General features: G+C 60.3%; 25 protein-coding genes. 19 read left to right on the top strand and 6 right to left on the bottom strand.

Features of this window, described 5'->3' with window-relative positions:
• Positions 1-13: 13 nt before the first annotated feature.
• From VQ071_RS14250 to VQ071_RS14240, 3 genes are all read left to right on the top strand, one after another.
• Positions 14-427, top strand: coding sequence for a winged helix-turn-helix transcriptional regulator (locus VQ071_RS14250; RefSeq protein ID WP_340514710.1), 414 nt, complete (start codon positions 14-16; stop codon positions 425-427).
• 227 nt (positions 428-654) lie between these two features.
• Entirely contained in the window at positions 655-846 is a 192-nt protein-coding gene (locus VQ071_RS14245) for a hypothetical protein (protein WP_340514709.1), read from the top strand.
• Positions 847-1,012: 166 nt separating this feature from the next.
• Positions 1,013-1,336, top strand: a complete 324-nt coding sequence (locus tag VQ071_RS14240) for a hypothetical protein (protein ID WP_340514708.1) — start codon at positions 1,013-1,015, stop codon at positions 1,334-1,336.
• 171 nt (positions 1,337-1,507) lie between these two features.
• On the opposite strand, the gene VQ071_RS14235 is transcribed toward VQ071_RS14240, so the two are convergent.
• Positions 1,508-2,230, bottom strand: coding sequence for a YheC/YheD family protein (locus tag VQ071_RS14235; protein WP_340514707.1), 723 nt, complete (start codon positions 2,228-2,230; stop codon positions 1,508-1,510).
• A gap of 217 nt (positions 2,231-2,447) precedes the next feature.
• On the opposite strand from VQ071_RS14235, the gene VQ071_RS14230 reads away from it, so the two are divergent.
• The 3 genes from VQ071_RS14230 to cydD all read left to right on the top strand — a co-directional run bounded on the left by VQ071_RS14230 (position 2,448) and on the right by cydD (position 8,841).
• On the top strand, positions 2,448-3,836 hold the full coding sequence (locus VQ071_RS14230) for a cytochrome ubiquinol oxidase subunit I (protein ID WP_340514706.1): 1,389 nt from the start codon (positions 2,448-2,450) through the stop codon (positions 3,834-3,836).
• Positions 3,837-3,899: 63 nt separating this feature from the next.
• Positions 3,900-4,910 (top strand): cytochrome d ubiquinol oxidase subunit II, encoded by a 1,011-nt coding sequence (gene cydB / locus VQ071_RS14225; protein WP_340514705.1) that lies wholly within the window; start codon positions 3,900-3,902, stop codon positions 4,908-4,910.
• 1 nt (position 4,911) lies between these two features.
• The gene (cydD, locus tag VQ071_RS14220) at positions 4,912-8,841 is read left to right on the top strand and encodes a thiol reductant ABC exporter subunit CydD (protein ID WP_340514704.1); all 3,930 of its coding nucleotides are present in this window, start codon (positions 4,912-4,914) and stop codon (positions 8,839-8,841) included.
• A gap of 133 nt (positions 8,842-8,974) precedes the next feature.
• On the opposite strand, the gene VQ071_RS14215 is transcribed toward cydD, so the two are convergent.
• Complete coding sequence (locus tag VQ071_RS14215) at positions 8,975-9,781, bottom strand: LuxR C-terminal-related transcriptional regulator (RefSeq protein ID WP_340514703.1); 807 nt, start codon at positions 9,779-9,781, stop codon at positions 8,975-8,977.
• A 429-nt stretch (positions 9,782-10,210) separates the two neighbouring features.
• On the opposite strand from VQ071_RS14215, the gene VQ071_RS14210 reads away from it, so the two are divergent.
• The 3 genes from VQ071_RS14210 to VQ071_RS14200 all read left to right on the top strand — a co-directional run bounded on the left by VQ071_RS14210 (position 10,211) and on the right by VQ071_RS14200 (position 13,164).
• Entirely contained in the window at positions 10,211-11,404 is a 1,194-nt protein-coding gene (locus VQ071_RS14210; RefSeq protein ID WP_340514701.1) for a copper amine oxidase N-terminal domain-containing protein, read from the top strand.
• A 175-nt stretch (positions 11,405-11,579) separates the two neighbouring features.
• Positions 11,580-11,927 carry a YciI family protein gene (locus VQ071_RS14205; protein WP_340514699.1) on the top strand — a complete coding sequence of 116 codons (348 nt, stop codon included), beginning with the start codon at positions 11,580-11,582 and terminating at the stop codon, positions 11,925-11,927.
• 7 nt (positions 11,928-11,934) lie between these two features.
• The gene (locus VQ071_RS14200; RefSeq protein ID WP_340514698.1) at positions 11,935-13,164 is read left to right on the top strand and encodes an RNA polymerase sigma factor; all 1,230 of its coding nucleotides are present in this window, start codon (positions 11,935-11,937) and stop codon (positions 13,162-13,164) included.
• Between the two features lie 57 nt (positions 13,165-13,221).
• Here the strand turns inward: VQ071_RS14200 and VQ071_RS14195 are convergent, their stop codons facing one another.
• The gene (locus VQ071_RS14195) at positions 13,222-14,199 is read right to left on the bottom strand and encodes an arsenic resistance protein (protein ID WP_340514696.1); all 978 of its coding nucleotides are present in this window, start codon (positions 14,197-14,199) and stop codon (positions 13,222-13,224) included.
• A gap of 89 nt (positions 14,200-14,288) precedes the next feature.
• The gene (locus VQ071_RS14190; RefSeq protein WP_340514694.1) at positions 14,289-14,657 is read right to left on the bottom strand and encodes a winged helix-turn-helix transcriptional regulator; all 369 of its coding nucleotides are present in this window, start codon (positions 14,655-14,657) and stop codon (positions 14,289-14,291) included.
• A 124-nt stretch (positions 14,658-14,781) separates the two neighbouring features.
• On the opposite strand from VQ071_RS14190, the gene VQ071_RS14185 reads away from it, so the two are divergent.
• The 7 genes from VQ071_RS14185 to VQ071_RS14155 all read left to right on the top strand — a co-directional run bounded on the left by VQ071_RS14185 (position 14,782) and on the right by VQ071_RS14155 (position 18,986).
• Positions 14,782-15,504: an NAD(P)-dependent oxidoreductase gene (locus VQ071_RS14185; RefSeq protein ID WP_340514693.1), complete on the top strand. Its 723-nt coding sequence runs from the start codon at positions 14,782-14,784 to the stop codon at positions 15,502-15,504.
• Positions 15,505-15,531: 27 nt separating this feature from the next.
• Positions 15,532-15,978, top strand: coding sequence for a DUF2269 family protein (locus VQ071_RS14180; RefSeq protein ID WP_340514692.1), 447 nt, complete (start codon positions 15,532-15,534; stop codon positions 15,976-15,978).
• 80 nt (positions 15,979-16,058) lie between these two features.
• Positions 16,059-16,451 (top strand): hypothetical protein, encoded by a 393-nt coding sequence (locus VQ071_RS14175; protein WP_340514690.1) that lies wholly within the window; start codon positions 16,059-16,061, stop codon positions 16,449-16,451.
• A 15-nt stretch (positions 16,452-16,466) separates the two neighbouring features.
• On the top strand, positions 16,467-16,805 hold the full coding sequence (locus tag VQ071_RS14170) for a DUF1801 domain-containing protein (RefSeq protein ID WP_340514689.1): 339 nt from the start codon (positions 16,467-16,469) through the stop codon (positions 16,803-16,805).
• Positions 16,806-17,117: 312 nt separating this feature from the next.
• Positions 17,118-17,972 carry an ABC transporter ATP-binding protein gene (locus tag VQ071_RS14165; RefSeq protein WP_340514688.1) on the top strand — a complete coding sequence of 285 codons (855 nt, stop codon included), beginning with the start codon at positions 17,118-17,120 and terminating at the stop codon, positions 17,970-17,972.
• Positions 17,965-18,621 (top strand): ABC-2 transporter permease, encoded by a 657-nt coding sequence (locus VQ071_RS14160; protein ID WP_340514687.1) that lies wholly within the window; start codon positions 17,965-17,967, stop codon positions 18,619-18,621. The genes VQ071_RS14165 and VQ071_RS14160 overlap by 8 nt, the downstream gene beginning before the upstream one ends.
• Complete coding sequence (locus tag VQ071_RS14155; protein ID WP_340514686.1) at positions 18,618-18,986, top strand: GntR family transcriptional regulator; 369 nt, start codon at positions 18,618-18,620, stop codon at positions 18,984-18,986. Before VQ071_RS14160 ends, VQ071_RS14155 begins: the two co-directional genes overlap by 4 nt.
• A 12-nt stretch (positions 18,987-18,998) precedes the next feature.
• Here the strand turns inward: VQ071_RS14155 and VQ071_RS14150 are convergent, their stop codons facing one another.
• On the bottom strand, positions 18,999-20,363 hold the full coding sequence (locus tag VQ071_RS14150; protein WP_340514685.1) for an aminotransferase-like domain-containing protein: 1,365 nt from the start codon (positions 20,361-20,363) through the stop codon (positions 18,999-19,001).
• Positions 20,364-20,491: 128 nt separating this feature from the next.
• On the opposite strand from VQ071_RS14150, the gene VQ071_RS14145 reads away from it, so the two are divergent.
• The 3 genes from VQ071_RS14145 (at position 20,492) to VQ071_RS14135 (ending at position 22,551) form a co-directional block, all read left to right on the top strand.
• The gene (locus tag VQ071_RS14145) at positions 20,492-20,908 is read left to right on the top strand and encodes a GNAT family N-acetyltransferase (RefSeq protein ID WP_340514684.1); all 417 of its coding nucleotides are present in this window, start codon (positions 20,492-20,494) and stop codon (positions 20,906-20,908) included.
• A 219-nt stretch (positions 20,909-21,127) separates the two neighbouring features.
• Positions 21,128-21,451 (top strand): ArsR/SmtB family transcription factor, encoded by a 324-nt coding sequence (locus tag VQ071_RS14140; protein ID WP_340514683.1) that lies wholly within the window; start codon positions 21,128-21,130, stop codon positions 21,449-21,451.
• A gap of 98 nt (positions 21,452-21,549) precedes the next feature.
• Positions 21,550-22,551 carry an NADP-dependent oxidoreductase gene (locus tag VQ071_RS14135; protein WP_340514682.1) on the top strand — a complete coding sequence of 334 codons (1,002 nt, stop codon included), beginning with the start codon at positions 21,550-21,552 and terminating at the stop codon, positions 22,549-22,551.
• 88 nt (positions 22,552-22,639) lie between these two features.
• Here the strand turns inward: VQ071_RS14135 and VQ071_RS14130 are convergent, their stop codons facing one another.
• Positions 22,640-23,749, bottom strand: a complete 1,110-nt coding sequence (locus tag VQ071_RS14130) for a hypothetical protein (RefSeq protein WP_340514681.1) — start codon at positions 23,747-23,749, stop codon at positions 22,640-22,642.
• Positions 23,750-23,829: the final 80 nt, after the last annotated feature.

The following is a 23,829-nucleotide window of genomic DNA, read 5'->3' as shown; positions in this document are numbered from 1 at the left end:
ATATAATGATCTCATGAAAAAGCGATCTTCTACCGTTTGCCCAATCGTATATGCGCTCGATATATGGGGCGATCCCTGGAGCCTGATCGTCCTGCGGGACGTCCTGATTCATAACAAGCGGCATTACCGCGAATTTCTCGCTTCACGCGAACGCATCTCCACCAACATATTGAGCGCACGGCTCCAATCGCTCGTCGAGGCCGGCCTGCTCGTCAAGACCGAAGGCGATTCGAACCGCGCACAGACCATGTACCGGCCGACACAGCAGGCGCTCGATCTGTTTCCGGTCATTTTTGCCATCATGCATTGGGGTTTGAAATACAATCCGAATACCGATATGACGATTCCGATCATGCAAGAGCTGGTGACCAACGAAAAAGGGCTGGAGCAGCGGCTGCTGCAAAACTTCGGCGATGTTACCTCATAAAATAATGCGGCCAAGTACGAAAGCCGACTCTGCGGGCTGTGTCGGCTTGTTTGCTGTGCCACGACTTGCTCGCCTGGCCGTCTCGGCGATTCCGAATCCAAAGGCTCACCCAATCTCGGGGTAAATACAGGGGTACGGTGTGTGTCATTGAAGAGGGGAGAACGAGCATATGAAGCAGGCGATCCTGATTGTGAATCCTACGCCTCATCCGCACCTTTACGGCGGGCATGTCGCTGCTGCTGGGCCAATTGCACAATCACAAGGACGTCATCTACTTCACCGCCCGCAGCGTGTCGGTGAGCTCCCCGAACCCCGTCGGCACGAGTGTGGACGGCGAGGCAGGGCCGCCCTTGCCGCTTGAGCTCGACATCTTGCCGCGTTATATCGAAGTGCTCGTGCCGGAGCCTTCGGCCGTATAGCGTCACATCGCCCCACCCGCATGCAGCGTGCAGCTGCTGCGGTTTTTTTGCGATCCTGCACAACCACCGGACGAACGCACTTTTTTTTCTTGTCCACATTTATACCTTACCGTATCGATTCGGCGTGCATGTACTGAACGATACCAATGACAAGGAGGTTTTGGATGTGGGGAGCAGAAGACCGCAAGGCTACGACCCCGTTCAGATCCATAACTCAACTTCGTTTAATGCGTTCGGGAGAGTCGAATATGCCTCTCTCTTTTGCAGCGACGACAACTATTCGGTTCAGCGCGACGATACGTGGAGAGCCTCCAGTCGCGGCGCCTGCCTGCTGACCCGAATCACCGCCACGGTCCGCACGCCGAGCGGCAATATCGAAGCGACGCCCTATACGTCTTCCGGCACCTCTTACAGCAACTTCGCCATCATCCAGACAGGCGTCAATCAGTTCCAAGTGACGCGCGTCGTGAGCGGCAAAAAGCGCAGGTAAAGCCCCGAGCGGGGCACGATCAGCCTAAAGCCCCGAGCGGGGCACGATCAGCCATCGCGCAATCAGGAAAAGACGGCAGGCCTGAAGTCAAAGGCCGGCCGTCTATTTTGGCGTTGCGCGAAGGCCCCGGTTCTCGCAATTCGGCGAACGGCGGCGCCGCTCCCTGCAGACCTAATGCTGCTTATACCGCAATATTTTGCGATACATCGAGGTGTCCTGCAGACGGCGGAAAGGGCGCAAGTCCGGCTTGTAATTGCCCTCGATGATCCAGATCCGGCGGCGACTGTCGATGCCGATATCGAATCCGACCTGCCTCAGCTCGGGGTAGCGCATCCCCAGCCGTTCGGCAGCCGACAGTGCGAGCCGTTCCGCTCGGGCGAGCAGGCCGCGATCCCCGATTCGGGCCAGTCGCAGCGCCTCCGGCGCCGGAACGGTGCGGCCGGTCACATTGGTGACGAGATATCCCGGCGCCGCCACCTTCGCGTACGAGCCTGTCGCTACCCAAGTGGACGCAGCGTCTTTTTTTCTCTGTGCCATGATCCGAATATCGAACGGCTTGCGCCCGATTCGGGCGAGCTGCAGACGCCTTTGGACAATGTAGCCGCGGCCGTTGTTTTGTTTGCGGAGCCATGCGAGCAGCTTGTCGGTGTCACTGATGGCGACCGCCATGTTCTCATTCTGAATCCAATAGGCGTGCGCGCCGTTCCGGCTGATGAAGACGATGCCCCTGCCATAGCTGCCATCGCGAGGCTTCAGTACGACGCTTCGGTATTGAAGCAGCATTCTCGACAAAGCGTTCCTGCGAAGCAGCCGCGTATCCGGCAGCCGGCCGGCGAGAGCGGACGCATCGCGCAGGATGCGATATTGCAGCCATTTGTCTCTTGGGATCGACATCGGGATCACATGCCTTCTGTTGAATCGTCTACGGTAACTCTAAGCCAGATTTGCGATCGGCATAAGCGGCGATCCGCCCATATTTGGAGTCAAGCCGGGACGTCCGGGGAAAATCATTACATATAATTACAGTATTTTGCCCGATTGTGACATTGCTCACATGCTCGATTCACAGGCGTCTCTATAATGATTTTGAAGTAAGAGAGGAGGCCTATTTGTGGACGCATTGGAGCTGGCGCGATGGCAATTCGGCATTACGACGATTTATCATTTTTTGTTTGTGCCTCTATCGATCGGACTCGCGTATCTGATCGCTTTCATGAACACGCTGTACGTGGTCAAAAACGATGAAAAGTACAAGCGGCTCACGCAATTCTGGGGCAAGCTGTTCCTGCTGAACTTCGCGGTGGGGGTCGTGACGGGCATCATGCAGGAGTTTCAGTTCGGGATGAACTGGGCGGACTATTCGCGTTATGTGGGGGCCGTGTTCGGCGGTCCGCTGGCGGTGGAAGCGCTCGTGAGCTTTTTTCTGGAGTCGACGTTCCTCGGCATCTGGATATTCGGCTGGGATAAGCTGCCCAAGAAGGTGCATCTGCTGTCGATCTGGCTCGTCGCGATCGGCGCGACGCTGTCGGCGCTGTGGATTTTGGCGGCCAACTCGTTTATGCAGGAGCCGGTCGGCTATGTCATCAACAACGGGCGGGCGGAGATGTCGAACTTCTTTGCGCTGCTCGGCAACAAGCAGCTATGGGTCGAATTCCCGCATGTCATCTACGGTGCGCTGTGCACGGGCGGACTGTTCGTCGTCGGCATCAGCGCCTACAAAATATTGCGCGGGCATCAGGCCGAGGCGTTCAAGGCTTCCTTTTCGATCGGCATGGTCGTCACGCTCGTCGGCAGTATTCTGACCGCGTTCGCGGGGCATGAGCAGGCGCAGCATCTGATGGAGACGCAGCCGATGAAGATGGCGGCGGCCGAGGCGCTCTGGGAGACGACGGGCGAGCATGCGCCGTGGACGGTCGTGGCCGCGATCGATCCGGAGGCGAAGGACAACCCGGCCAAGCTGGAGGTGCCCTACCTGCTGAGCGTGCTGTCCTACAACAAGCTGAGCGGGGCTGTGCCGGGCATGAACGAGCTTCAGGCGCAGTACGAGCAGCAGTACGGACCGGGCGACTATATCCCGCCGGTGCGCACGACATTCTGGAGCTTCCGCGTCATGCTGGCGTCGGGACTGCTGATGATCGGGGTCGGCTTGCTCGGCATCTGGAAAATGTATCGGGGCAAGGTGCTGCAAAGCCGGCGCTTCCTCTGGTGGATGATGCCCGCGATGGCGCTGCCGTGGCTCGGCAATCTGTCCGGCTGGGTGATGACCGAGGTCGGGCGTCAGCCGTGGCTCGTGTTCGGCTTGCAGAAGACGGCGGACGGCGTGTCTCCGCTCGTGTCGAGCGGCATGGTGCTGACCTCGCTCATCGGCTTCACCGTCGTATACGGACTGCTGGCCGCAGCGCTCGTGTATCTGATGCTGCACTTCGTCCGCCAGGACGACATCGCGGCGGAGCAGCCGCACAAGGCGAGTGCGGGCAAGCCGGCGCTGCCGATGCTGTGACGGGCAGGCTGCGGGCGTGACGGATTTGATATCGATATCGGAAAGAGAGGCGAAAATACCGCTATGCTGGAGACGTTATGGTTTGTGCTGGTGACCGTGCTGTTCATCGGCTTCTTCTTCCTTGAGGGCTTCGACTTCGGCGTCGGCATGCTGACGAAGATTCTCGGGCGCAGCGACACGGACCGCCGGGTGATGATCAATACGATCGGGCCGGTATGGGACGGCAACGAGGTATGGCTGATTACGGCGGGCGGGGCGATCTTCGCCGCCTTCCCCAACTGGTACGCGACGCTGTTCAGCGGCTTCTATATGGCGCTGTTCCTGATGCTGATCGCGCTTATCGGACGCGGGGTGGCGTTCGAGTTCCGCAGCAAGCTGGAGAGCGCCCGCTGGCGGGCGACCTGGGACTGGATCATCTTCTTCGGCAGTCTGCTGCCGCCGCTGCTGTGGGGCGTGGCGCTGGCCAACCTGATGCGCGGCGTGCCGATCGACCAGACGACGAACTATGTCGGCTCCTTCTGGGATCTGATCTCCGTCTACTCGGTGCTGGCTGGACTGTCGATCGTGCTGCTGTTCCTGCTGCACGGCTCGCTGTTCCTGTCGCTGAAGACGACGGGCGAGCTGCGCGAGCGGGCGATTTCCTTTGCCAAAAAAATCGGCGCCTGGACGAGCGGCGCGCTGCTGCTGTTTGTCGTGCTCAGCTACTTTGAGACGGATATGTTCACGCGCCACGGGATCTTCCCCGGCATGGTGCCGATCTCCGCGGGCTTTGCGCTGCTGGCGGTGCCGCTGCTCATCAAGGCGGGCCGCGAAGGCTGGGCGTTCATCATGACGGGGCTGACGATCGTGCTGTCGACGGTGACGGTGTTCATGTCGCTGTTCCCGCGCGTCATGATCTCGTCGCTGAATCCCGACTGGTCGCTGACGATTCACAACGCTTCGTCCAACGAATATACGCTCAAGGTGATGACGATCGTCGCCTGCAGCGTACTGCCGTTCGTGCTGGCCTATCAGATCTGGACGTACTGGGTGTTCCGCAAGCGCGTGACCCCGGCCGACCACCTGGACTACTGATATGATGCGGGAACTGTTCCGTCAGGTGGCCGGCGTGCGCCGATTGTTCGCGATCAGCATCGGCCTCGGTCTCGGCGCGGGCATGCTGCTCATCCTGGAGGCGGCCTGGATCGCGGATATCGCGGACCGCGCCTTCCTCCGGGGCTCGCCGCTGGCGCCGCTGCTGCCGGCGTTCGCCGTGCTGCTGCTGTGGATCGCGCTGCGCGCCGTTCTGCAGACGGCGGGCGAGTACGCGTCCGCCCAGATGGCGCTGCGGATCAAGGGCGAGCTGCGCGTGCGCCTGGTCGCCAAGCTGGCGGAGCTGGGCCCGCGGGGGACGGGCGGCGAGCGCTCGGGCGAGCTGCTCGGCACATTCTATGAAGGCGTGGAGCAGCTTGAAGCGTATTTGTCGAAATATTTGCCGCAGGTCGCGCTGTCGATGCTCGTGCCGGCGGCCGTGTTCGTCGTCGCGCTGCGGCTCGATCTGGTGTCGGCGATCGTGCTGGCCGTGACGATGCCGCTGCTCGTGCTGTTCATGATTCTGGTCGGCGTCGCGGCCAAGGGCAAGGCGGCCAAGCAGTTCAGGACGCTCGGGCTGCTCGGCGGGCATTTTCTCGACGTCGTGCGCGGACTGCCGACGCTCAAGGTGTTCGGCCGCAGCCGCGCTCAGATCGAGATCATCGGGCGGCTCAGCGAGGACTATCGCCGCGAGACGATGGGCACGCTGCGGCTCGCCTTTTTATCGGCGCTCGTGATGGAGCTGTTCGCAACGCTGAGTACGGCGGTTGTGGCCGTATTTTTGGGGCTGCGGCTCGTGGATGGCGGGATCGGGTTCGAGCAGGCGTTTCTGGTGCTGCTGCTGACGCCGGAGTTCTACGCGCCGGTGCGCGCGGTCGGCACGCAGTTCCATGCGAGCGCGGCGGGGATGAGCGCGATCAAGCGCATCGTCGAGCTGCTCGGCATGGAGGGCCCGGGCTGGCCGGAGCGGGCGGACGCGAGGGAGCTGCCGCCGATGCGGACTGCCGGGGGCGCGGCTGCGGGAGAAGGGCAGGGCTTGGCTGCGGGGCTGGCAGGCGGAGTAGGCGCTGAGGTTGGGCCGAAGATAGGGCAGGCAGATGCGGCTGCGGGGCGAGCCGGAGGAGCGGTGTACGGGCGGACGATCGAGCTGCGCGATGTCAGCGTCCGCTATCCGGGCGCGGAGCGGGATGCGGTCAGCGGCTTGTCGCTGACGATACGTCCCGGCCAGCGCGTCGCGGTCATCGGACCGACCGGCGCCGGCAAGAGCACGCTGCTCGACCTGCTGCAGGGCTTCGTCCGGCCGACGAGCGGCGCGATCTACATCGACGGCATCGATATGGCGGAGCTGTCGATGGTGGCATGGCGGGCGGAGCTGTCGGGCGTGCCGCAGCAGCCGCGGCTGCTGCCCGGCACGATCCGCGACAATGTGGCGTACGGTCGTCCCGACGCCTCGGACGCCGATGTGCTGTGGGCGCTCGCGCTGGCGGGCGCGACGGACTTCGTGTCCGCGCTGCCGCAGGGCGCGGATACGCCGCTGGGCGAAGCGGCGCGGCTGTCGGGCGGCCAGCAGCAGCGGCTCGCCATCGCCAGGGCGCTGCTGAGAGAGGCGCCGCTGCTGCTGCTCGACGAGCCGACCACGGGGCTCGACGCGATCCGCGAGGCGGAGCTGCGCGGCACGCTGGACGCGCTGCTGCGCGGGCGCATGTCCGTCACGGTGGCGCATCGCCTCGAGACGGTGCGCGGCGCCGACGTCGTGCTCGTGCTGGCGGACGGGCGGCTCGCGGAATGCGGGTCGCCCGCGCAGCTGCTCGCAGCGGGCGGGCTGTACGCGCGGCTGGCTGCGGCCGCGCTCGGCGAGGAGCCGGCTGCGCCGGCGCTTGCCGCCGTGGCGCAGCCGATGGGGCGGAGCGGCGCTGCTGCGGCAAGCGTCGGCGGCTCGGCCGGACGCGGCGCCGTCGCAGATGCGCCAGCCGCCGCAGCGGCGGCCGGCTGCGCCGCTCCCGGCGAGCCGGGAGGCGAGGGCGGCCGGCTCGGCTCGGAGGAAAGCCGCTCACGTCGCGGCACTTTCCGCCGGCTGCTCGGCTTCATCCTGCCGCAGCGCGGCCGGCTCGCGCTGGCTGCGCTGCTCGGATTCGCCACCGTCGCCGCGAATATCGGCCTCATGGGCACCTCCGGCTATTTGATCGCCAAGGCCGCCCTGCGGCCGGAGACGGTGCTGCTGCTGTTCGTGCCGATCGTCGGCGTCCGCTTTTTCGGCATCTCGCGCGGCGTGCTGCGCTATCTCGAGCGGCTGGCCTCGCACGATCTGACCTTCCGCGTTCTCCAGCGCATCCGGGTCTGGCTGTACGGCAAGCTGGAGCGCGGCGGCGTCACCTTGCTGGAGCGCCGCAGCAGCGGCGATGTGCTCGGCGTCATGATGAGCGATGTCGAGCAGCTGCAGAACCTGTATCTGCGCGTACTCGCGCCGCCGATCGTGGCTGCGCTCACGGCGCTGCTCGGCACCGCGCTGCTTGCCTCCTTTAGCCCGGCGCTCGGCGCCATATTGGCGGGGATGCTGCTGCTCGCAGGCATTCTGCTGCCCTGGATCAGCTTCCGTGCGGGCCGGGCCGGAGGCCGCGCGCTCGCCGCGGCGCGCAGCTCGCTGTATGCGGAGACCGCCGATCTGCTGGCGGGTCTGAAGGAGGCGGCCCTGTTCGGCCGGACGCGGCAGCGGATCGACGCCGTCGCCGCGCTGCAGGCGCGCCTCGATGTCCTCCAGACGCGGCTGAACCGGCAGGGCGCCTTCACAGGCGGCGGCATGCTGGCATCGGCGCATCTGACGATGTGGCTCGTGCTGCTGTGCGCCGCCTGGCTGACGGCGACCGGCCGTCTGAACGGCCTCTACATCCCGGCGCTGGCGATGATCGCGCTGTCCTGCTTCGAGGCGGTGACGCCGCTGCCGGCGGCATGCCAGCAGCTCGGCCAGACGCTGGAATCCGCCGGGCGGCTGTTCGCGCTGGCCGACGAGGCGGAGGCTGCGGGCGCGCGCGGCGGCGAGGCGGGCCGGGTGGCCGATGCCGCTCCGGCCGCGAATGCTGCGGGCGCGCCACGCGCGGACGAGGCGGGCCAAGCGGCCGCCTCCGCTCAGGCGGCGCCACCCGCCGCCCCCGCCTGGGAGCTGCGCGTGCGCGGCCTGTCCTGCCGCTATGCGCCGGACGCGCCGCCCGCGCTCCGCGAGCTGTCGCTCACGCTGCGCCCGGGCCGCCATATCGCCGTCGTCGGACCGAGCGGCGCAGGCAAGAGCACGCTGCTGCAATGCCTGCTCGGACTGCGCCCGGTCGCTGGCGGCAGCATCGCCTTGAACGGCCGCGAGCTGTCCGCGCTGCCGGACACCGAGCTGCGCGCCGCCTTCGCCGTCGTCTCGCAGCGCGTGCAGCTGTTCAACGCCTCCGCCGCCGACAACCTCCGGCTCGGCCGCCCCGACGCGCCGGAGGCCGACATGCGCGCCGCCGCCCGCCAGGCGCTCGTCGACGATACGCTGTCGGCGCTGCCCGACGGCTACGACACCGTCATCGGCGAGTGGGGCGCCTCGCTCTCGGGCGGCGAGCGCCAGCGGCTCGCGCTGGCGCGGGCGCTGCTCATGGACGCGCCGGCGCTGCTGCTCGACGAGCCCGAGACCGGGCTCGACGCGCTGACCGCGCGCGCCTTCGAGGCGAGCATGGCGACCGCGCTTCGGGACAAGGCGGTGCTATGGGTCACGCACAGCCTGACCGGCCTCGCGCGGATGGACGAGATTATCGTGCTGGACGCAGGAGAGGTGCGCGAGCGCGGCACCCATGCAGAGCTGCTGCGGGCGCGCGGGCTGTACTGGCGGATGTGGCGTCTGGAGCGGGAAGGCGACTGGCAGGGCGGCGCTGCGCCAGCGGCTGTCGCTGACGCGAGATACGGCGCTTGACGTATGTCCATGCGCCGCGGAATGCATGGACATATGCCGCGCTGATTCATACCCAGTTCAATCCGGACGCCGCTGCGGCGTCCTTTCTTTTCGTGCATCCTGCTCTCGTCGCGGGCATGCCGGTGCGCATGCATCAGAGTACGCCCGTAAAGGTGCGGATAAATTGCCCTTTGTCATTTATTTTTGTCTTGGCGTACACCTTTTTGATCATATTTCGAACCGTGCCCTCCGTTATTTTCATTTCTTCTGCGATCCGGAGCACGCTATAGTTGCAGAGCCAGCCATAAGCGGCCTCCTTCTCGCGGGGCGTCAGTCCATGCTGGTCGAACAGCTCGAACAGGCGCAGCTTGCCGTTTTCCGAGGGAGCGCCGCTGAGACCGCCTTCAATTTTGTCGACGATCCGGAGCAGGATCGGCACTGCAAATTCGATCTCGTGCCGATGAGAAAAGGAGAGGTCAAGATAGCCTACGACCTTCCGACCGTCGCGGATTGGCACGCATAGACAGTTAAAAGGCCAGAATACTTCAAGCTCATGCTCCCGCTCCCTCACCGCGACGATCGCCTGCTGCTCCATCGCCATCGAGACGCCGTTGATCCCGAGCCGTTCCCTTGAGAAAGAGACGCCCTCCATAAGTCCGACTTGATTCAGCGCTTCGCGCAGCTCCTGCCGGGAATGTATGTAAATCGCGATACCTTCGGTATCGGTCAATAAAAACAAGTGGGGAACCGGAATCAGATTTTCCCACTTTAATATTTCGCTTAATGTACAGCGGATCAATAACCCGTTTCGATGTTGACGCTGCTGTAAACGGTGAGGAGCTTCAGGAGACGGAAGATTTTCATTTGAGGAATCTTCCGTGACAGGACCGGACCGCGTGCTGTTGGTTGCAATCCCTCTCCAGATTTTCTTTTCAAATGAACGATCGAATAAATCGAACAAAGGTCTTACCCCCGGAAGACTGTTTTTGTGATCATAATACAATAATTTTTCTATAAATTCATCCAAATTATATGTTTCCAGGAATCCGCGGCATATCCATTTTGGGATATAGAAGGATGCCCATGCGATTGATAGTATGAGTATAAAAAACTGGGGTAATCACGGGGACGGCTGCGTATGCCACGAAGTATAAAAATTGTTTTGTACGGGGTGTCTGTTCTATTTTTTGTTGCCTTCATAATATTAATTTTCGGAATTGTTCTCAGCTATTCTCGAGACGGCAATGTCCCCTTATATTTTTGGGGTATCTCTTTTCCGGCCTTTGCCGGTTCAATTCTTTTCTTTTTGGCAGCCAGAGCAAGAAAATAGATTCGGCATTCCGGATGTATATCCAAGTCAAACCTATCTGATGCAAAGGACGGTCCTACCATGAAAAAAATAGCTATGCTTGCACTGACGCTTGCGGCGGCGGTTGCCATATCTGCACCGGCGGCCTCGGCCAAGACGCTGCCGACGCGGGTGCTGCTGGACGGTAAGGCGCTGGCCGCCTCGGCGGAGCCGGTCGTCATCGGCGGACGTACGTATGTGGAGTTTCGTTCCTTGTTCGAGGCGTTAGGCTACAAGCTCTCTTATACGGCTGCCACCAAAAAAATCGTAGCCCGGTCGGCCGAGCATAGCGTCTCGCTCGTCGTCGGCGCGAAGATCGGCATCGTAGACGGAGAGACGGTAGCGACGGAACGGCAGCTGGTCGTCGTCAATGGGCGTACGATGGTCGCCGTCACATTTATCGCGGCATTGTCGGGCAAAAAGGTGAGCTACGACGCAGCCTCCAAGACGGTATCGATAACGGAGGGCGGTCCGACCGCCGAGCAGCGGGCGGCGGTGTACGCGCTGCTCGACAAGATCGCGGCCGCAGATGCGGCGGGCGACGCGGAGGCGCTCGGCGCGCTGTTCACGGACGATTCGCCGATCAAGCAAGCGGTCCTGCCCCAGATCGCCGAGCAGTATGCGACGGTCAACACGAAGACGACGTATGTGGACAAGCGGATCGAAGCCTATTCTCCGCAGGAGACCGTGCTCGTCACTACCGAGGATACGGTCAAGGTAGGCGGGAAGGGATTCGCGCCCGACACCCGGCTGAAGGTGCGATATACGCTGCATCCGGGAGCCGACGGCTCGTGGCGGATTTACGGTCTGGAGCCGGAGCTGGTCGCCTATACGAACGTGGACGCGCTGCTGGCCAGCCCGGCCGCCGCTCCCGCAGCGGAGCAGGCTGCGCTCAAGGCGGTCGTGGAGGCGCAGGTAGCGGCGACGATCAAGGAGGATCTCGACGCTTATCTGGCGACGATGTACTTCGACAGTGCCGAGGCGAAGCAGGACGTCGCCAAGCAGATCGGCCAGGTATTCGCGGCCGTCGATTCTGTGCCCCGACTCGACGAACTGGTCGTCGCCGCATATGACGATGCCGGCAAGGCGACCGTGCTGCTCCGGCTGACGACAGAGATACAGAGCGGCGGCCGTACGATCAGCATGAGCAGCGTCATCGCCAATGAGGCGGAGAAGCGGGACGGACAGTGGCTGCTCTCCCCCGCGGGTGTGCAGCTCAGGGTCCAGCAGGACTAGCAGATTCGCTCCGACAGTCCCGCCCGGCGGGCTCGCACCAGCAAATTCTAGGTGCCATCGTGAGATGGCATCTTTTTGTATTAAAATATTATTGGAATGTAGAAATCGGCACAGCTCATACGACATCATAACGAACACCAAATTCCAATGCGGTTTTGAGAAGGGAGTTTTTCGTATGAGTTACACGTTGATGTTTTACGAGAGCCAGGAGGACTTCGCGGCCCGGCAGGACCCGGTCCGGCAAGAGCAATATTTGGCAGGCTGGACGCATTATGTGCATGCGCTGCGGGAGGCCGGCGTCGTGGTGTTCGGTTCAGGACTGTATGCGCCGGACACGGCGGCCACGATGAAGCGGCGCGGCGGAGAGATTGCGGTTCAGGACGGACCTTTTGCCGAGACGAAGGAGCAGCTCGGCGGGATATTCGTGCTGGATGTGCCGGACCTGGACACCGCCTTGGAGTGGGCCGCCCGCGGGCCGGTCGACACGGTTGAGGTCAGACAGAACATTCCCGCGTTGAAGTAACCGCCCGATGGAGACGCTGCAGGTCATTGAACGCGTAGCCCGGGACGCCTACGGCCGATTGCTCTCCTACTTGGCCGTAAATTGGCGTGACCTCGGGGCCGTTGAGGATGCGCTCGGAGACGCTTTTGTCGCCGCATTGGAATCCTGGCCCGGGACCGGCGTGCCGGACAAGCCGGAAGCCTGGCTGGTGACGGCCGCCCGCAGGCGGCTGATCGACCGCGCCCGGCGCACCCGTATATCCGAGGACGCGCTGCCGACGCTCCTCGCCATGTCCGAGGATGCGCAGCGCCTCGCTGCTGCCGGCGCCGTCTTCCCGGACGAACGGCTGAGAATGCTGCTGCTGTGTACGCATCCGGCCATTGATGCTGCGATGCGCACGCCGCTGATGCTGCAGACGGTGCTGGGCATCGATGCGGCTCGAATCGCGTCCGCATTCATCGTCAAGCCCGCCACCATGAGCCAGCGTCTGACGCGGGCCAAGGCCAAGATACGCGCCGAGCGCCTTACGTTTGAGCTGCCGGATGCGGAGCAGGTCCCGGAGCGCCTCGATGCCGTGCTGGAGGCCGTGTATGCCGCCTACGGCAGCGGGTGGGAGGAGCCGGCCATCGCCGACTGTCCCCGCAGCAGCCTGGCGGAGGAGGCGATCGCGCTGGGCAGGCTGCTCCTCCGGTTCGCCCCCCGCGAACCGGAGGTATACGGGCTGCTGGCGCTCATGCTGCATTGCGAGGCGCGCCGCGGGGCCAGGCATGACGGGGAGGGGAATTATGTTCCCCTCTCCGAGCAGGCGTGCGCGCGATGGGACCGGCGCTTGATGCTGGAGGCGGAGCAATACCTGAATGCCGCTGCGCAGGCCGGCCGCATCGGCCGCTTCCAGCTCATGGCCGCGATTCAGTCGGTGCATGCGCAGCGTCTGACGACCGGGCGCACGGAGTGGGAGGCCATCGCCCATTTGTACGAGGGTCTCGTCCGCATCTCCCCCACGCTCGGCGCATACGTCGGCCGAGCCGCTGCGATCGCGGAGGCTTATGGGGCGGCACGCGGCTTGGCCTGGCTGGAGGTCATCCCAGCGGCGGATGTCGTGAGCTATCAGCCCTATTGGGCGCTTGCCGGCCATCTGTACAAGCAGCTGCATCGGCTGGCGGAGGCCCGCTCCGCATACAGCCGAGCGATCGGATTGAGCACCGACGCGGCGGTGCGGCGCTATCTTGGCCGCCAAGCTGCCGAGTTGGAGTTATAGATGGATATTCGCGAGAGCCGCCTCGGCGCGCTCTTTTTTTTGTCCCCGCCAACTCTCCTATCGCTCCTGATCGCGCAAGAGTACGTTCGGCACGAAGCGGACATAGACGAGTTCGCCTGCAAGCTCGACAATCGTCTGCGTGACAATAATCGCAGCCACCAGCGTGCTCCAGTCATCGGGCAGAGCCAGAGCAAGGGGCAGCACGACAAGCGAATTGCGCGTGCCTGCACTGAAGATAACGGCGCGACCCGATCTCGTATCGAGCCGGAACCCATGTACGATCAGGCGGGCAATGAACGGCATAACCGCCATAAAGGCGATATAGATCGGTATGACCTGGATAATGAAGTCCCGGTAAACGGATAACTTGCTGATTTGCGAGGAGACGACAATAAAGAGGGTGAGCGCCATCAGGGGGACGGGAATCCATGCAGACGCGTCCAACAGCAGCCGACCGCCGCCGACGGGTTGCCTGGACAGCAGCTGCAAACCTATGGCCAACAGGAGCGGCAGCAGGATAACGATCGCAAAAGCTTCTGCAAAAGGTCCGGGCCGGACCATATCGGACGCCTGCTTGCCCATGAAAAGCCACAGGTAGACGGGCAGCAGCAGCATTTGGGTCACAAAAAGCACGGGGGTCGCCAGCAGCATCGCTTGTTCGTTTCCGCGCCCGATCTGTGTAAATACGATGACATAATCGATGCAGGGCGCCAGCAGCACCAGATATACACCGAGCAATACAGGGGATGGCTGCGGCAGCAGCCGCGTTAATATCCATACGACGATCGGTACGGCAACATAGTTGGCAGATAGAATGGCTAGCAGGAAACGCCGGTTCCCGAGCGACGCCTTGATGGACGTAAACGGAATCTGCGCAAACATGCCGAACATGAGCACGGCGATGACGGCCGAGATCAGGAGAGGATTGTCCAGAGCGGTCATGAGACGAGGAGCCGTCAAGCCCGACCCGGCCGCCAGCACGAACACAGCTGCATATAGCCAGACCTGATGATGTTCAAGCTTCTCCCGCGTCATCGTTCATTTCCTTCTCTGTCAGTCATATGTAGCTCGCAGCGGGCCCGACAATGCTTTTTGCCGGGCCGGATTTGCGGCAGCGCGAGGGATCAGCCCGACTTTTCCGTCAGTGTATATGGCGAGCTGAATTCCGGCTTGTTATGAGTCTCGCCCCACGCGCACATCACTTCCAGAACCGGGATCAGCGTCTGCCCGTACTCGCTAAGCGCATATTCGACTTTGGGCGGCACCGACGGGAAAATCGTACGTGTCACCAGCCTGTCGTTCTCCAGCTCCCGGAGATGCTGTGCCAGCATCTTCTGGGTCGCCTCGGGAATCAGCCTCTCCAGCTCGCTGAATCTCTTGGTGCCGTCCAACAGGTTCCACAAGATGAGGGGCTTCCACTTGCCGCCGACGATTAGAATCACGGTCTCGATCGGGCATTTCCGATCACTCCCGGTCTCTGCGCGGACCAACATCATATCCCTCCCGCCCATGCTTACTTTGAAGTAAGTACCCTACCTTAAAGTGGGTTCTTACCAAGATTTTAGAGCGATGCTAAGCTTGAGTCAATCGCAAGACGCAAACGAGGAGGAACGATCGATGAAAATCATAGTGTTCGGCGCGACGGGAAATATGGGAAAAAAAGTGTTGGCGCTGGGCGTGAAGCGGGGATATGAGATGACCGCATTCGTGCGGAGTCCCGAGAAGCTCTATGAACAGCAAGGCGAGCAGCTCGCGCGGCATGTGAACGTAATCGCACAGGATATGCTGAACCCGGACAGCGTACGCGAGGCACTCTCGCATCAAGACGTCGCGATTAATGCGGCCGGCCATACCGGCCAGGGAGAAGAGTTCGTCCGGATCGTCGACAACATTGTCAGCCAATGCGAGCATCAAGCCGGCTTCTCGGGCCGGCTATGGATCATGGGAGGCGCGGGTCTGCTGGATATTCCGCATACGAATCTCATCGGCAACAACTTGCCCGGCTTCCCGCCGATGTTCCAGACGCACAACCGCAATCTTGAGCGGCTGCGGCAGACGCAGCTCGACTGGTCCGTGCTGTGTCCGGGGACGATGGTCGATACGGCGGAGCGGCAGGCGTCCGCTCGCCTGCATGTGTCGGCGGATACTTTGCCGTTGTCCATGCCGGAGTCGGTTCAGGATTATTCCGAGGCCGATCTGGCCGGTTACTTGTTCAGCCGGCTGCAGGAGCTGGATGTCGCTTATGAGGATGCCGCGAATTGCATGCTGGACCATCTCGCGCTCGCAGGGCCGTATACAAGGAAGCGGGTCGGTCTCGCCTACCGAAGCGATATGCAGTGAGCCGGGGAAAAGAAGGAGTTGATCGGCTTGTATAGCTTGCTTCTCGTGCTGCATCTCTTGAGCATGATTGCCGTGATCGGCACTACCTTTGTCGTGCCCGTCATCCGGAGATTCGCCACAACTGCCGGCCAGCTGCGCTTCGCGCTCGGCATAGCGACCAAGCTTGCCATGGTGACGAAGGTCGGCGGGTTCGTGCTCATCGGCAGCGGCGTCTGGCTGATGATATTGTCGGAGATGGGACTGTCCCAAGTGTGGCTGAACGCGTCCATCCTGCTGTCGCTGCTCATCGTGGTGACGCTCGCCGGATTGATCGAGCCTCGCATTCACAAGGCCATGCGGATCGCATCCGAGAGCCGGGAGGACAAGGCTCCCGCCGAGCTCGCACGGGTGCTGAAGAGTCTCGTGCCGTTCGAATCGGCAGCCCAGCTGCTGTTGGTGGCCGTACTCTTGCTTATGGTCGTCAAGCCTTTTTAAACAGCTGCAACCCCATCCCGGCCGCCGTCCCGACAGGGGCGGTTTTTTTTGTTAACAATTGGGGGAGCGAGGCGGTTATAATGCGAGGTGTGGGCTATAGCGGCTGGCTGGCGGGCGAGGCTATAAAGCCTGCATCCGTGCAGGCTTTGAGCAGACCGGACGAGCTGATATTGAAAAGCCTGCAAATCGGCATCTATTCAGCCGCGAAGTCCGCAATCGCGAGGAAAAAGAGGCCAAAGCCTGCAGATTTGCATCTATTATCGCGCCAGCCACGCCCATACACGGAAAAAGCTGCGGATATGCAGGTTTTTATTTTTCAAGGGATGTCGATCTGCCTGCATGCGGTTCGTTGTGTCGTCGAGCTGCTGCAGCTCCGGGACTATCCGGCCGAGATTCGGGACGCTGCTCTGGAGTATGAATTGCGCAGCCAGATCGACATGCTGAAGCGAGCGCCACGGCAATCGTCACAATAGAGGAGGCATTTATTGATGAACCCCGACATTACGAATTTTATCGAGGCGTTAAAGGAACCTTGGCAAGTGCAGCTCTGCGCCGGTCTGCGGGATATCGTGCATGAGGCGATTGCGGACATTCAGGAGCGGATGCAGTACAACAAGCCCCATTTTCTGAAAAACGGCAAATACGCCGCCGTCATCTCGACGTCCAAGGATGCGGTAAGCTTCGTGATCTTTAACGCGGCGGGACTGACGCTCCCGGACAGCTTCGAAGGGCCGCCGGAGAGGAAGACGATCAAGCTCCGGCAGGGGCAGGCGGCCGACAAGGACCTGCTGGTCGCCGCGCTCAGTCAGGCAGCATCGACGCTGTAGGAAGCGGCTCATCCGCCCCTCCGGGGGCGGTTTTTAAATTCGCCGCGAAGCTTGCTCGACAATCGGCCCCACGCTCGAGATAGCGATGCGCGACATCTTTATTTTCTCAGTACGCCGTGATCCAGATCGGGAAGTATGCGTTGCGATATTAACGCCCCTTCAACACAATAGCACCGCAGTCCTGCCTCCGTCTCCGTCTCGAGATGGAGGTTTATTTCATTTCCAAGGGGGATGAATAAGACGTTGACTTAACCGAAGCTCGGTGATACATTGTGCATATACGATATACACAATATGAGTGGGAGGTGCGGCATGCTGGCTTTGGATGTACGCAACTTGAACAAGAAATATCCCAACTTTCAGCTTAAAGATGTGTCGTTCCAGTTGGAGAAGGGCTATATTATGGGCTTCATCGGCGCGAATGGTGCGGGCAAGACGACCACCATCAAATCGATCATGAACATGCTTCATCTGGAGAGCGGAGAGGTCCGCATTCTGGGCAAGAACATGGCAGAGCACGAGATTGAATTGAAGCAGGAGATCGGATTCGCATTCGGCGATATCGACTTCTACACGCGCAGCAAGATGAGCACGCTGACCGGCATCCTGAAGAAGTTCTATCACAATTGGGACGAAGAGGCCTATCGCAGCTATCTGCGAAGATTCAAATTGGACGAAAATAAAAAAATCGTGGAGTTATCGTCGGGCATGAAGGTCAAGTACAGCCTGGCGCTTGCCTTGTCCCATGGCGCGAAGCTGCTTATTCTGGACGAACCGACGAGCGGGCTCGATCCGGTCGCACGAGACGATCTGCTGGATGTGTTCCAGGAGCTTGTCGTGGACGGCGAGATCAGCATTCTGTTCTCCACCCATATTACTTCCGACTTGGAGAAGTGCGCGGACTATATTACCTATATTGCGGACGGGCGGATTATCAACAGCTCGGAGAAGGAGCAGTTTAAAGAGACATATCGGCTATTAAGCGGCAGCGCAAGCCAGCTGGACCAAGTGAAGGATCGCCTGATTTCTTACAAAACAAGCTCATTCGGCTTCACCGGACTGATCCACGCGGCAGACTTCGATCCCGCTGCCGGCATCAAGGCGGCCACGCCGAGTCTTGAGGAGATCATGATTTATTATGCGAAAAAGGAGGCAGCGTATGTATAACCTGCTGTTGAAGGACTTGAAGCTCGGTGTGAATCCTTGGTTTATTGCCATGCCGTTTCTGATGGGCGCGCTCATGCTCGTGCCGGGCTGGATCTATTTAATCGTGTTGATGTACTTCTACTGGATCTCGGTCCCGAGCATCTTCGCCCAATATCGCGGACAGAACGATCTGCTCTTTACTTCGATGCTGCCTGTCACCAGGCGGGACATGGTGAGGGCAAGAGTGTCCGTATTCGTCATTCTGGAGCTGCTGCATATTGTCGTCGCGATGATCTACGGGCTGTTCACGGTCCGGCTGTATCCGAATATGGACTACTACTTCTTCGCGCCGCATCTGGGCTTCTGGGGATTGGGCTTCGTCATGCTGGGAATCTACAACCTGTTCTTGTTCCCCCTGTTCTACAAGACGGCGTACAAGTACGGCCCTGCGCAGATCGCAGCGATTGCAGCCGCTACAATATTTGCATTTGCCGCCCAATGGGCCGGCATCCAGAGCCCCTACCTGTCCGACCTGTTTAACGGGTCCGGTGCCGACCATACCGGGGTTCAAGCATCCATTCTGGCGGCAGGGATCGCCATTTTCATTGCCTTCACGTGGATCGCCTATCGCATATCGTTCAGACGATTCCGGCAAGTGGAGATCAAATGAACATCGCAATTTCCAGCACATCGGAAAAACCGATCTATCAGCAGCTTTTCGAGCAGATCGGCGCTCAAATTCTCAAGGGCGAGTTAGAAAACGGCTATTGCCTGCCGCCCATTCGGCAAGCGGCCCTGGAGCTTCGCGTGAGCGTCATCACCGTCAAGAAGGCGTGGGAAGAGCTTGAGCGATGCGGCCTGATCCATACCATCACGGGCAAAGGCTGCTTTGTCGCCGAATTCTCGCCTGACGAGAAGCTGCGCATACGCAACGAGATGATCCTGAAGCAGATGGCGGTCGACGCTGAGTATTACAGATCGTTCGGTCTTACCGTGGATGAAGTGATCGAGCTGATGAAAAAGGTTTATGGATGAAAAGGGGTGCCGCTACATCCAGGTCACCGCAGATCGACTAAATTTGCCGGCACTTCTCTGACTCATCAGCTCGTCTGCCGTCTCGCGGATGATCCGGATGCCGTCCTCGATCTGTTTTTCATCCGTACGGATAATGCTGAGGCGCAGACTGTTGGCGCTCTCCACACTGGGGAGGTAGCAGGGCGCCGTATGGAACACATACACGTCCTTCCTGCGCAGGGCCGCGGCCAGCTCCTCTGCCGACAGCCGATCGGGCAGCTTGAGATGGGCAAATATGCCGCCGGTCGATGGGCTTGGACGGCAATCCTCGTTCAAATATCGACTGCACGCCTCCTGCAGCATCCTCATGCGAACTCCGTATCGCTCCTTCGTCATATCGGCATGTCGCCGGAACAACCCGCTGCTCAGATGAATCTCCAGGGCGGCCTGGGACAGCGCGGCCGTGCTCGAATCGCTCGACGCCTTGTACATGCGGAACGAAGGGATGAATGCCGGCGGGAGCACTGCGGCACCGAGCCGCAGGCCGGGCAGCATGATTTTGGAGAAGCTCCGGATGTAGATGACGCGGCCCGAACGATCGTAGCTGTAGATGGGATCGGATTTGCTGTCCGTCTCCAAGTCTGCGAGATAGTCGTCCTCCACGATATACACATCGTATTTCTCCGCCAGCGCCGCGATGGCTTCCTTCTCCCGCCGCGACAGGCTGGTTCCGAGCGGGTTGTGGTACCGGGGAACCGTATAAAAAAACTTGACGGCATTGCTGCGAAAATGCCGCTCCAGCTCATCGAGATCAAGGCCCGATTCCGTTCGGGCGATACCGATGGCGGTTGCGCCGAGCAGCCTCAATATTGTCAGCATCCCGGCATAGCAGGGCTGTTCGACCAGTATCGTCGACTTCCCGTTCGGGAACGGCATCGAGGCCAGCAGGTGCAAGGCTTGCTGGGAGCCGGAGACGACGCTGATCCGCTCGGACCCGGCAAAAATCTGGGCGTCCGCCAGATGCCGGGATACCGCCTCCCGCAGAGAGGGGATGCCGAGCGGATCGCCGTATGAGAACAGGTGGTCCCCGTACAGCTCGACCGCCCGGTTCAGCCCATGCCGAATCTCTTCATAGGGAATAATGCCGGGATCGGGAGCTGCCACGGCCATGTCAATCTGCCCTGCCGGCCGGTCCGCAGACGGGGAGGGGCGAACGATGACGTAGTGTCCGCTCTTCGGTACGGCATAGATCAGATGCTCTTTTTCCAATTCATTGATCGCCCGGATGACGGTGTTGTTGCTGCAGCCCCATTGCTCGCTAAGCTCCCGGATGGACGGCAGCTTGCCGCCCGGCTTGATCGCTCCGCCGTTAATCTGCTGCTTCAGATGGTCCTTCACACGCTCGTATTTGATATGCTCCCACCCCGATCTGTATGGGTACAGCTGCGAATTAATTCGATTCTCAACCCCCGACTGTCACCATTATACTAAACTCATCACATATCGTGAATGATGGAGGTATACAGATGGAGTGGATACATCACAGCCTGCCCTACACAATCAGCGACAGGATGGAACAGCTGCAGCCGGATGTGATCGTCGGATGGTTGCAGAGCAGCTACTGGGCTGCGGAGCGGTCGGAAGACACGATTCTGAGAAGCTGGCAGGACTCGCTTTGTTTTGGCGTGTACAGCACGGCGGGACTGCAAGTCGGATTCATGCGGGTCCTGACGGATGGGGCAACCTTCTCCTGGCTGTGCGATGTGATCGTCGACCCCGGGCATCGCGGCCAAGGACTCGGCAAGTGGATGATGGCCGTATTGGTCGACCACCCTCGTATTTGCCATACGTCTATCTACCTCGGCACACGCGATGCGCACGGACTGTATGAGAAGTACGGCTTCGTACGGCAGGAGATGATGGTCCGTCGGCCGGCCCGCTAAGGCCGGCTTTACGGCTGGCGCAGCCACCGGAGCATCTCGGGGAACGGCAGGCTCCACGTGGATTGTTGCTGTGTGCCGCCGGGAATGCAGTCGAACCGCACGCGGCTCTCCGGTACGCCAGCCGCGGCGATCGCCTGTGAGAAGGGGTTGCTTTGCGGAGGAAGATGATTATAATTAGGTTTAAATGATTAAACGAATGGACGTATGGAGGGGTTCTTGATGAGCCGGCGAACCGAGCAAGTGCTGCAGCAATTCAAATCGAGCATCCCGCTGCTGGAAGTGCTGACCGACGAGAACCGTCAAGCGATCATTATGCTGCTGGCCCAGAACAAGCCGGGGCTGAATGTGAATGCGATAGCCGGCCATATCGATCTGTCCAGACCGGCGGTCTCCCATCATCTGAAGGTATTGAAGCAGTCCGGCTACATCAGCTCCGAGAAGAAAGGCGTCGAAAATTATTACGTACTGACGGTGCGCAAGCCGCTCGAGCAGCTTAAGTCGTTGATTGCCGCCGTAGAAGCCGAGTGCGATGGGCCCCGGTGACTGCCAGGAGCGTTCAGGGGCATACTGTTGTAGTGGCCTCTTTTTTGCACAATAGGTTCATATGTTTAAACCAATAATCATTATAGGAGTGACTTAATATGAAGGCAATCGTCATCGAGAAATACGGTAAAGATGTGCCGCTCGTCATGACCGAACAACCTATGCCTGCGATCGGAGAGCATGATGTGCTCGTGGAAATTCATGCAGCCAGCCTGAATCCGATCGACTTTAAAATCAAGGAAGGGAAAACAAAATTCCTGTTGAATTACAAATTCCCTCTCATCTTGGGCAATGACTTCTCCGGCGTTGTCGTACAGGTCGGCAAGCGGGTCAAAGCATTTAAGCCCGGCGATGAGGTGTATGGCAGGCCGCGCAAGAGCCGGATCGGCACATTGGCCGAATATATAGCCGTACACGAGGCCGACATTGCATTGAAGCCGCATAATCTGAGCTTTGAAGAAGCTGCCTCCATACCGCTGGTCGGGCTGACGACCTACCAGGCGTTCGCCGATATTTTGAAGCTTCAAGAGGGCCAAAAAATTCTCATTCACGCAGGCTCGGGCGGTGTGGGGACGTTTGCCATTCAGCTGGCCAAGCTGATGGGCGCGTATGTGGCCACCACGGCAAGCGATAAAGGCTATGAGCTGGTCAGATCGTTGGGGGCAGATCTCATCGTCAACTATAAAAAAGAAAATTTTGAGGAAAAGCTCGGCGGGTATGACGCTGTGTTCGATACGTTGGGCGGAGCCGCCTTGGAAAAATCGTTCCGCATCCTGAAGCCGGGCGGTCAGATCGTATCCGTCTCGGGCATGCCGAATGCCAGATTCGGGAAAGAAGTGAGGCTCGGCTGGCTGAAAACGGCGATTTTGACCGTCGTGAGCCGTAAAATCACTGCGCTTGAGAAGAAGCACCAGGCGAGATACCACTTCCTTTTTATGAAGCCGAGCGGCGCGCAGCTGCAGGTGCTCAAGGCATATATCGAGGCGGGCCGGATTAAACCCGTGATTGATAAAGTGTATCGGCTGGAGGATACGGCGCAGGCATTCCGGTACCTCGAAGGCGGAGGCGCCAAGGGGAAAGTGATCGTCAAAATCAAATGATTTTCTATTAAATGACCGTCCAACATAAAAAGCGCCCCCGATACAACCGGGGACGCCGGGCGCGTGCCGCTGCGTACAGACAGCACCCTTATATTAAAGGCTGCATGCCGCCAATCCGTTCGATCAAGGCGGTTTGCAATTCCTGTTGAAGCTGCGCTACGCGCGCATAATCCGTGGCCGCAGCATGGAGGGCCCTGATTCGAGCATCCATCGCTTCGGCTTCCGCCAAAAAGGCGGTGGCCGCTTTCATCTTGGCCGAATAGCGTTCCTTGATGGCAGCGATCTCGGCTGCATAGGCTTCATCCGTGCCGGGAGACATCGCCAGCGCATAAACATCCAGCACCTCGTCCCCGTCCCGCTCGGGGAAGTATTCGTGCGGCGCGGTGCTGTCGAAGATCGCTGTGCCGAGCTGCGGGAATATGAGCATATCCAGGCTGTTCGGGTCCAAGCCGCAATGGAAGATTTGAACGTCGATCCCTTTCTGTTCGGCAGCGGCGGCAAGCTTTTTCAGCATGGTCGATTTGCCGGAGCCGGGCCTTCCCTTGATGAAGATCCGTCGATCGAGCCGGGCGGTCAGGCCCGGAATAAAATCGAATGCGCCCTTCGGCGTAGCGGCGCCGAAAAACAGGTGTCGGCCGGCGGCCGGCGTGTCGCTGTCATGTCCCGTGTACAACGCTTGAATCAAATCGTCCGCAATCCGGTCGGCCTTTGCGAAGTCCATGCTTGCAATATAATACTTTTCCCATTCGTCATGAATCTGCAATGCGGTCGAGAACGTCTCGTACGCTTGTGAATAAGCGTCCGCCAGCTTGCCTTCCAGAGCTTCGAGCTCCCTGGCATTGTCCGATGAGATCAGGCTGGAATCGAACGCTTGCCCGAAGTCGATGAAGTCGATCTCGCGGGCCTCGAGTTCCGGGATTCCCCGATAGACGCGTCCATCGATGACACCGACCTTCAATGCCGTCACAATGAAGCCATCCAGTTCTTCGGGGCGGAGGGGGGAGTGGTAGCATTGCACATGCCGGCCCTCCTTCGTCAGGCCGTCCGCCAGGCTGCGCATGACCGTCGACTTCCCCGTACCCTGGGGACCTGTGAGCACGAACAGCTTGTTCAGGCCGCCGAATGCGGATTGATGCAGGAAATGCGCGCCGCGCGCGGTGTTGCCTCGTGCAAAGTAGTGGGAAGCGTTGTCCGCCAAGCCATAACACTCCTTTATGCCCATTCCGGTCGGAAATAAGCAGGTGTGGGATAAGTGCCTATGCATTTGTATATTCCGCA

The sequence above is a fragment of the Cohnella sp. 56 genome (assembly GCF_037963805.1).
Taxonomy (GTDB): domain Bacteria; phylum Bacillota; class Bacilli; order Paenibacillales; family Paenibacillaceae; genus Cohnella.
Note: the sequence above shows the minus strand (reverse complement) of the source record. Positions and strands in the feature narration are given on the sequence as shown.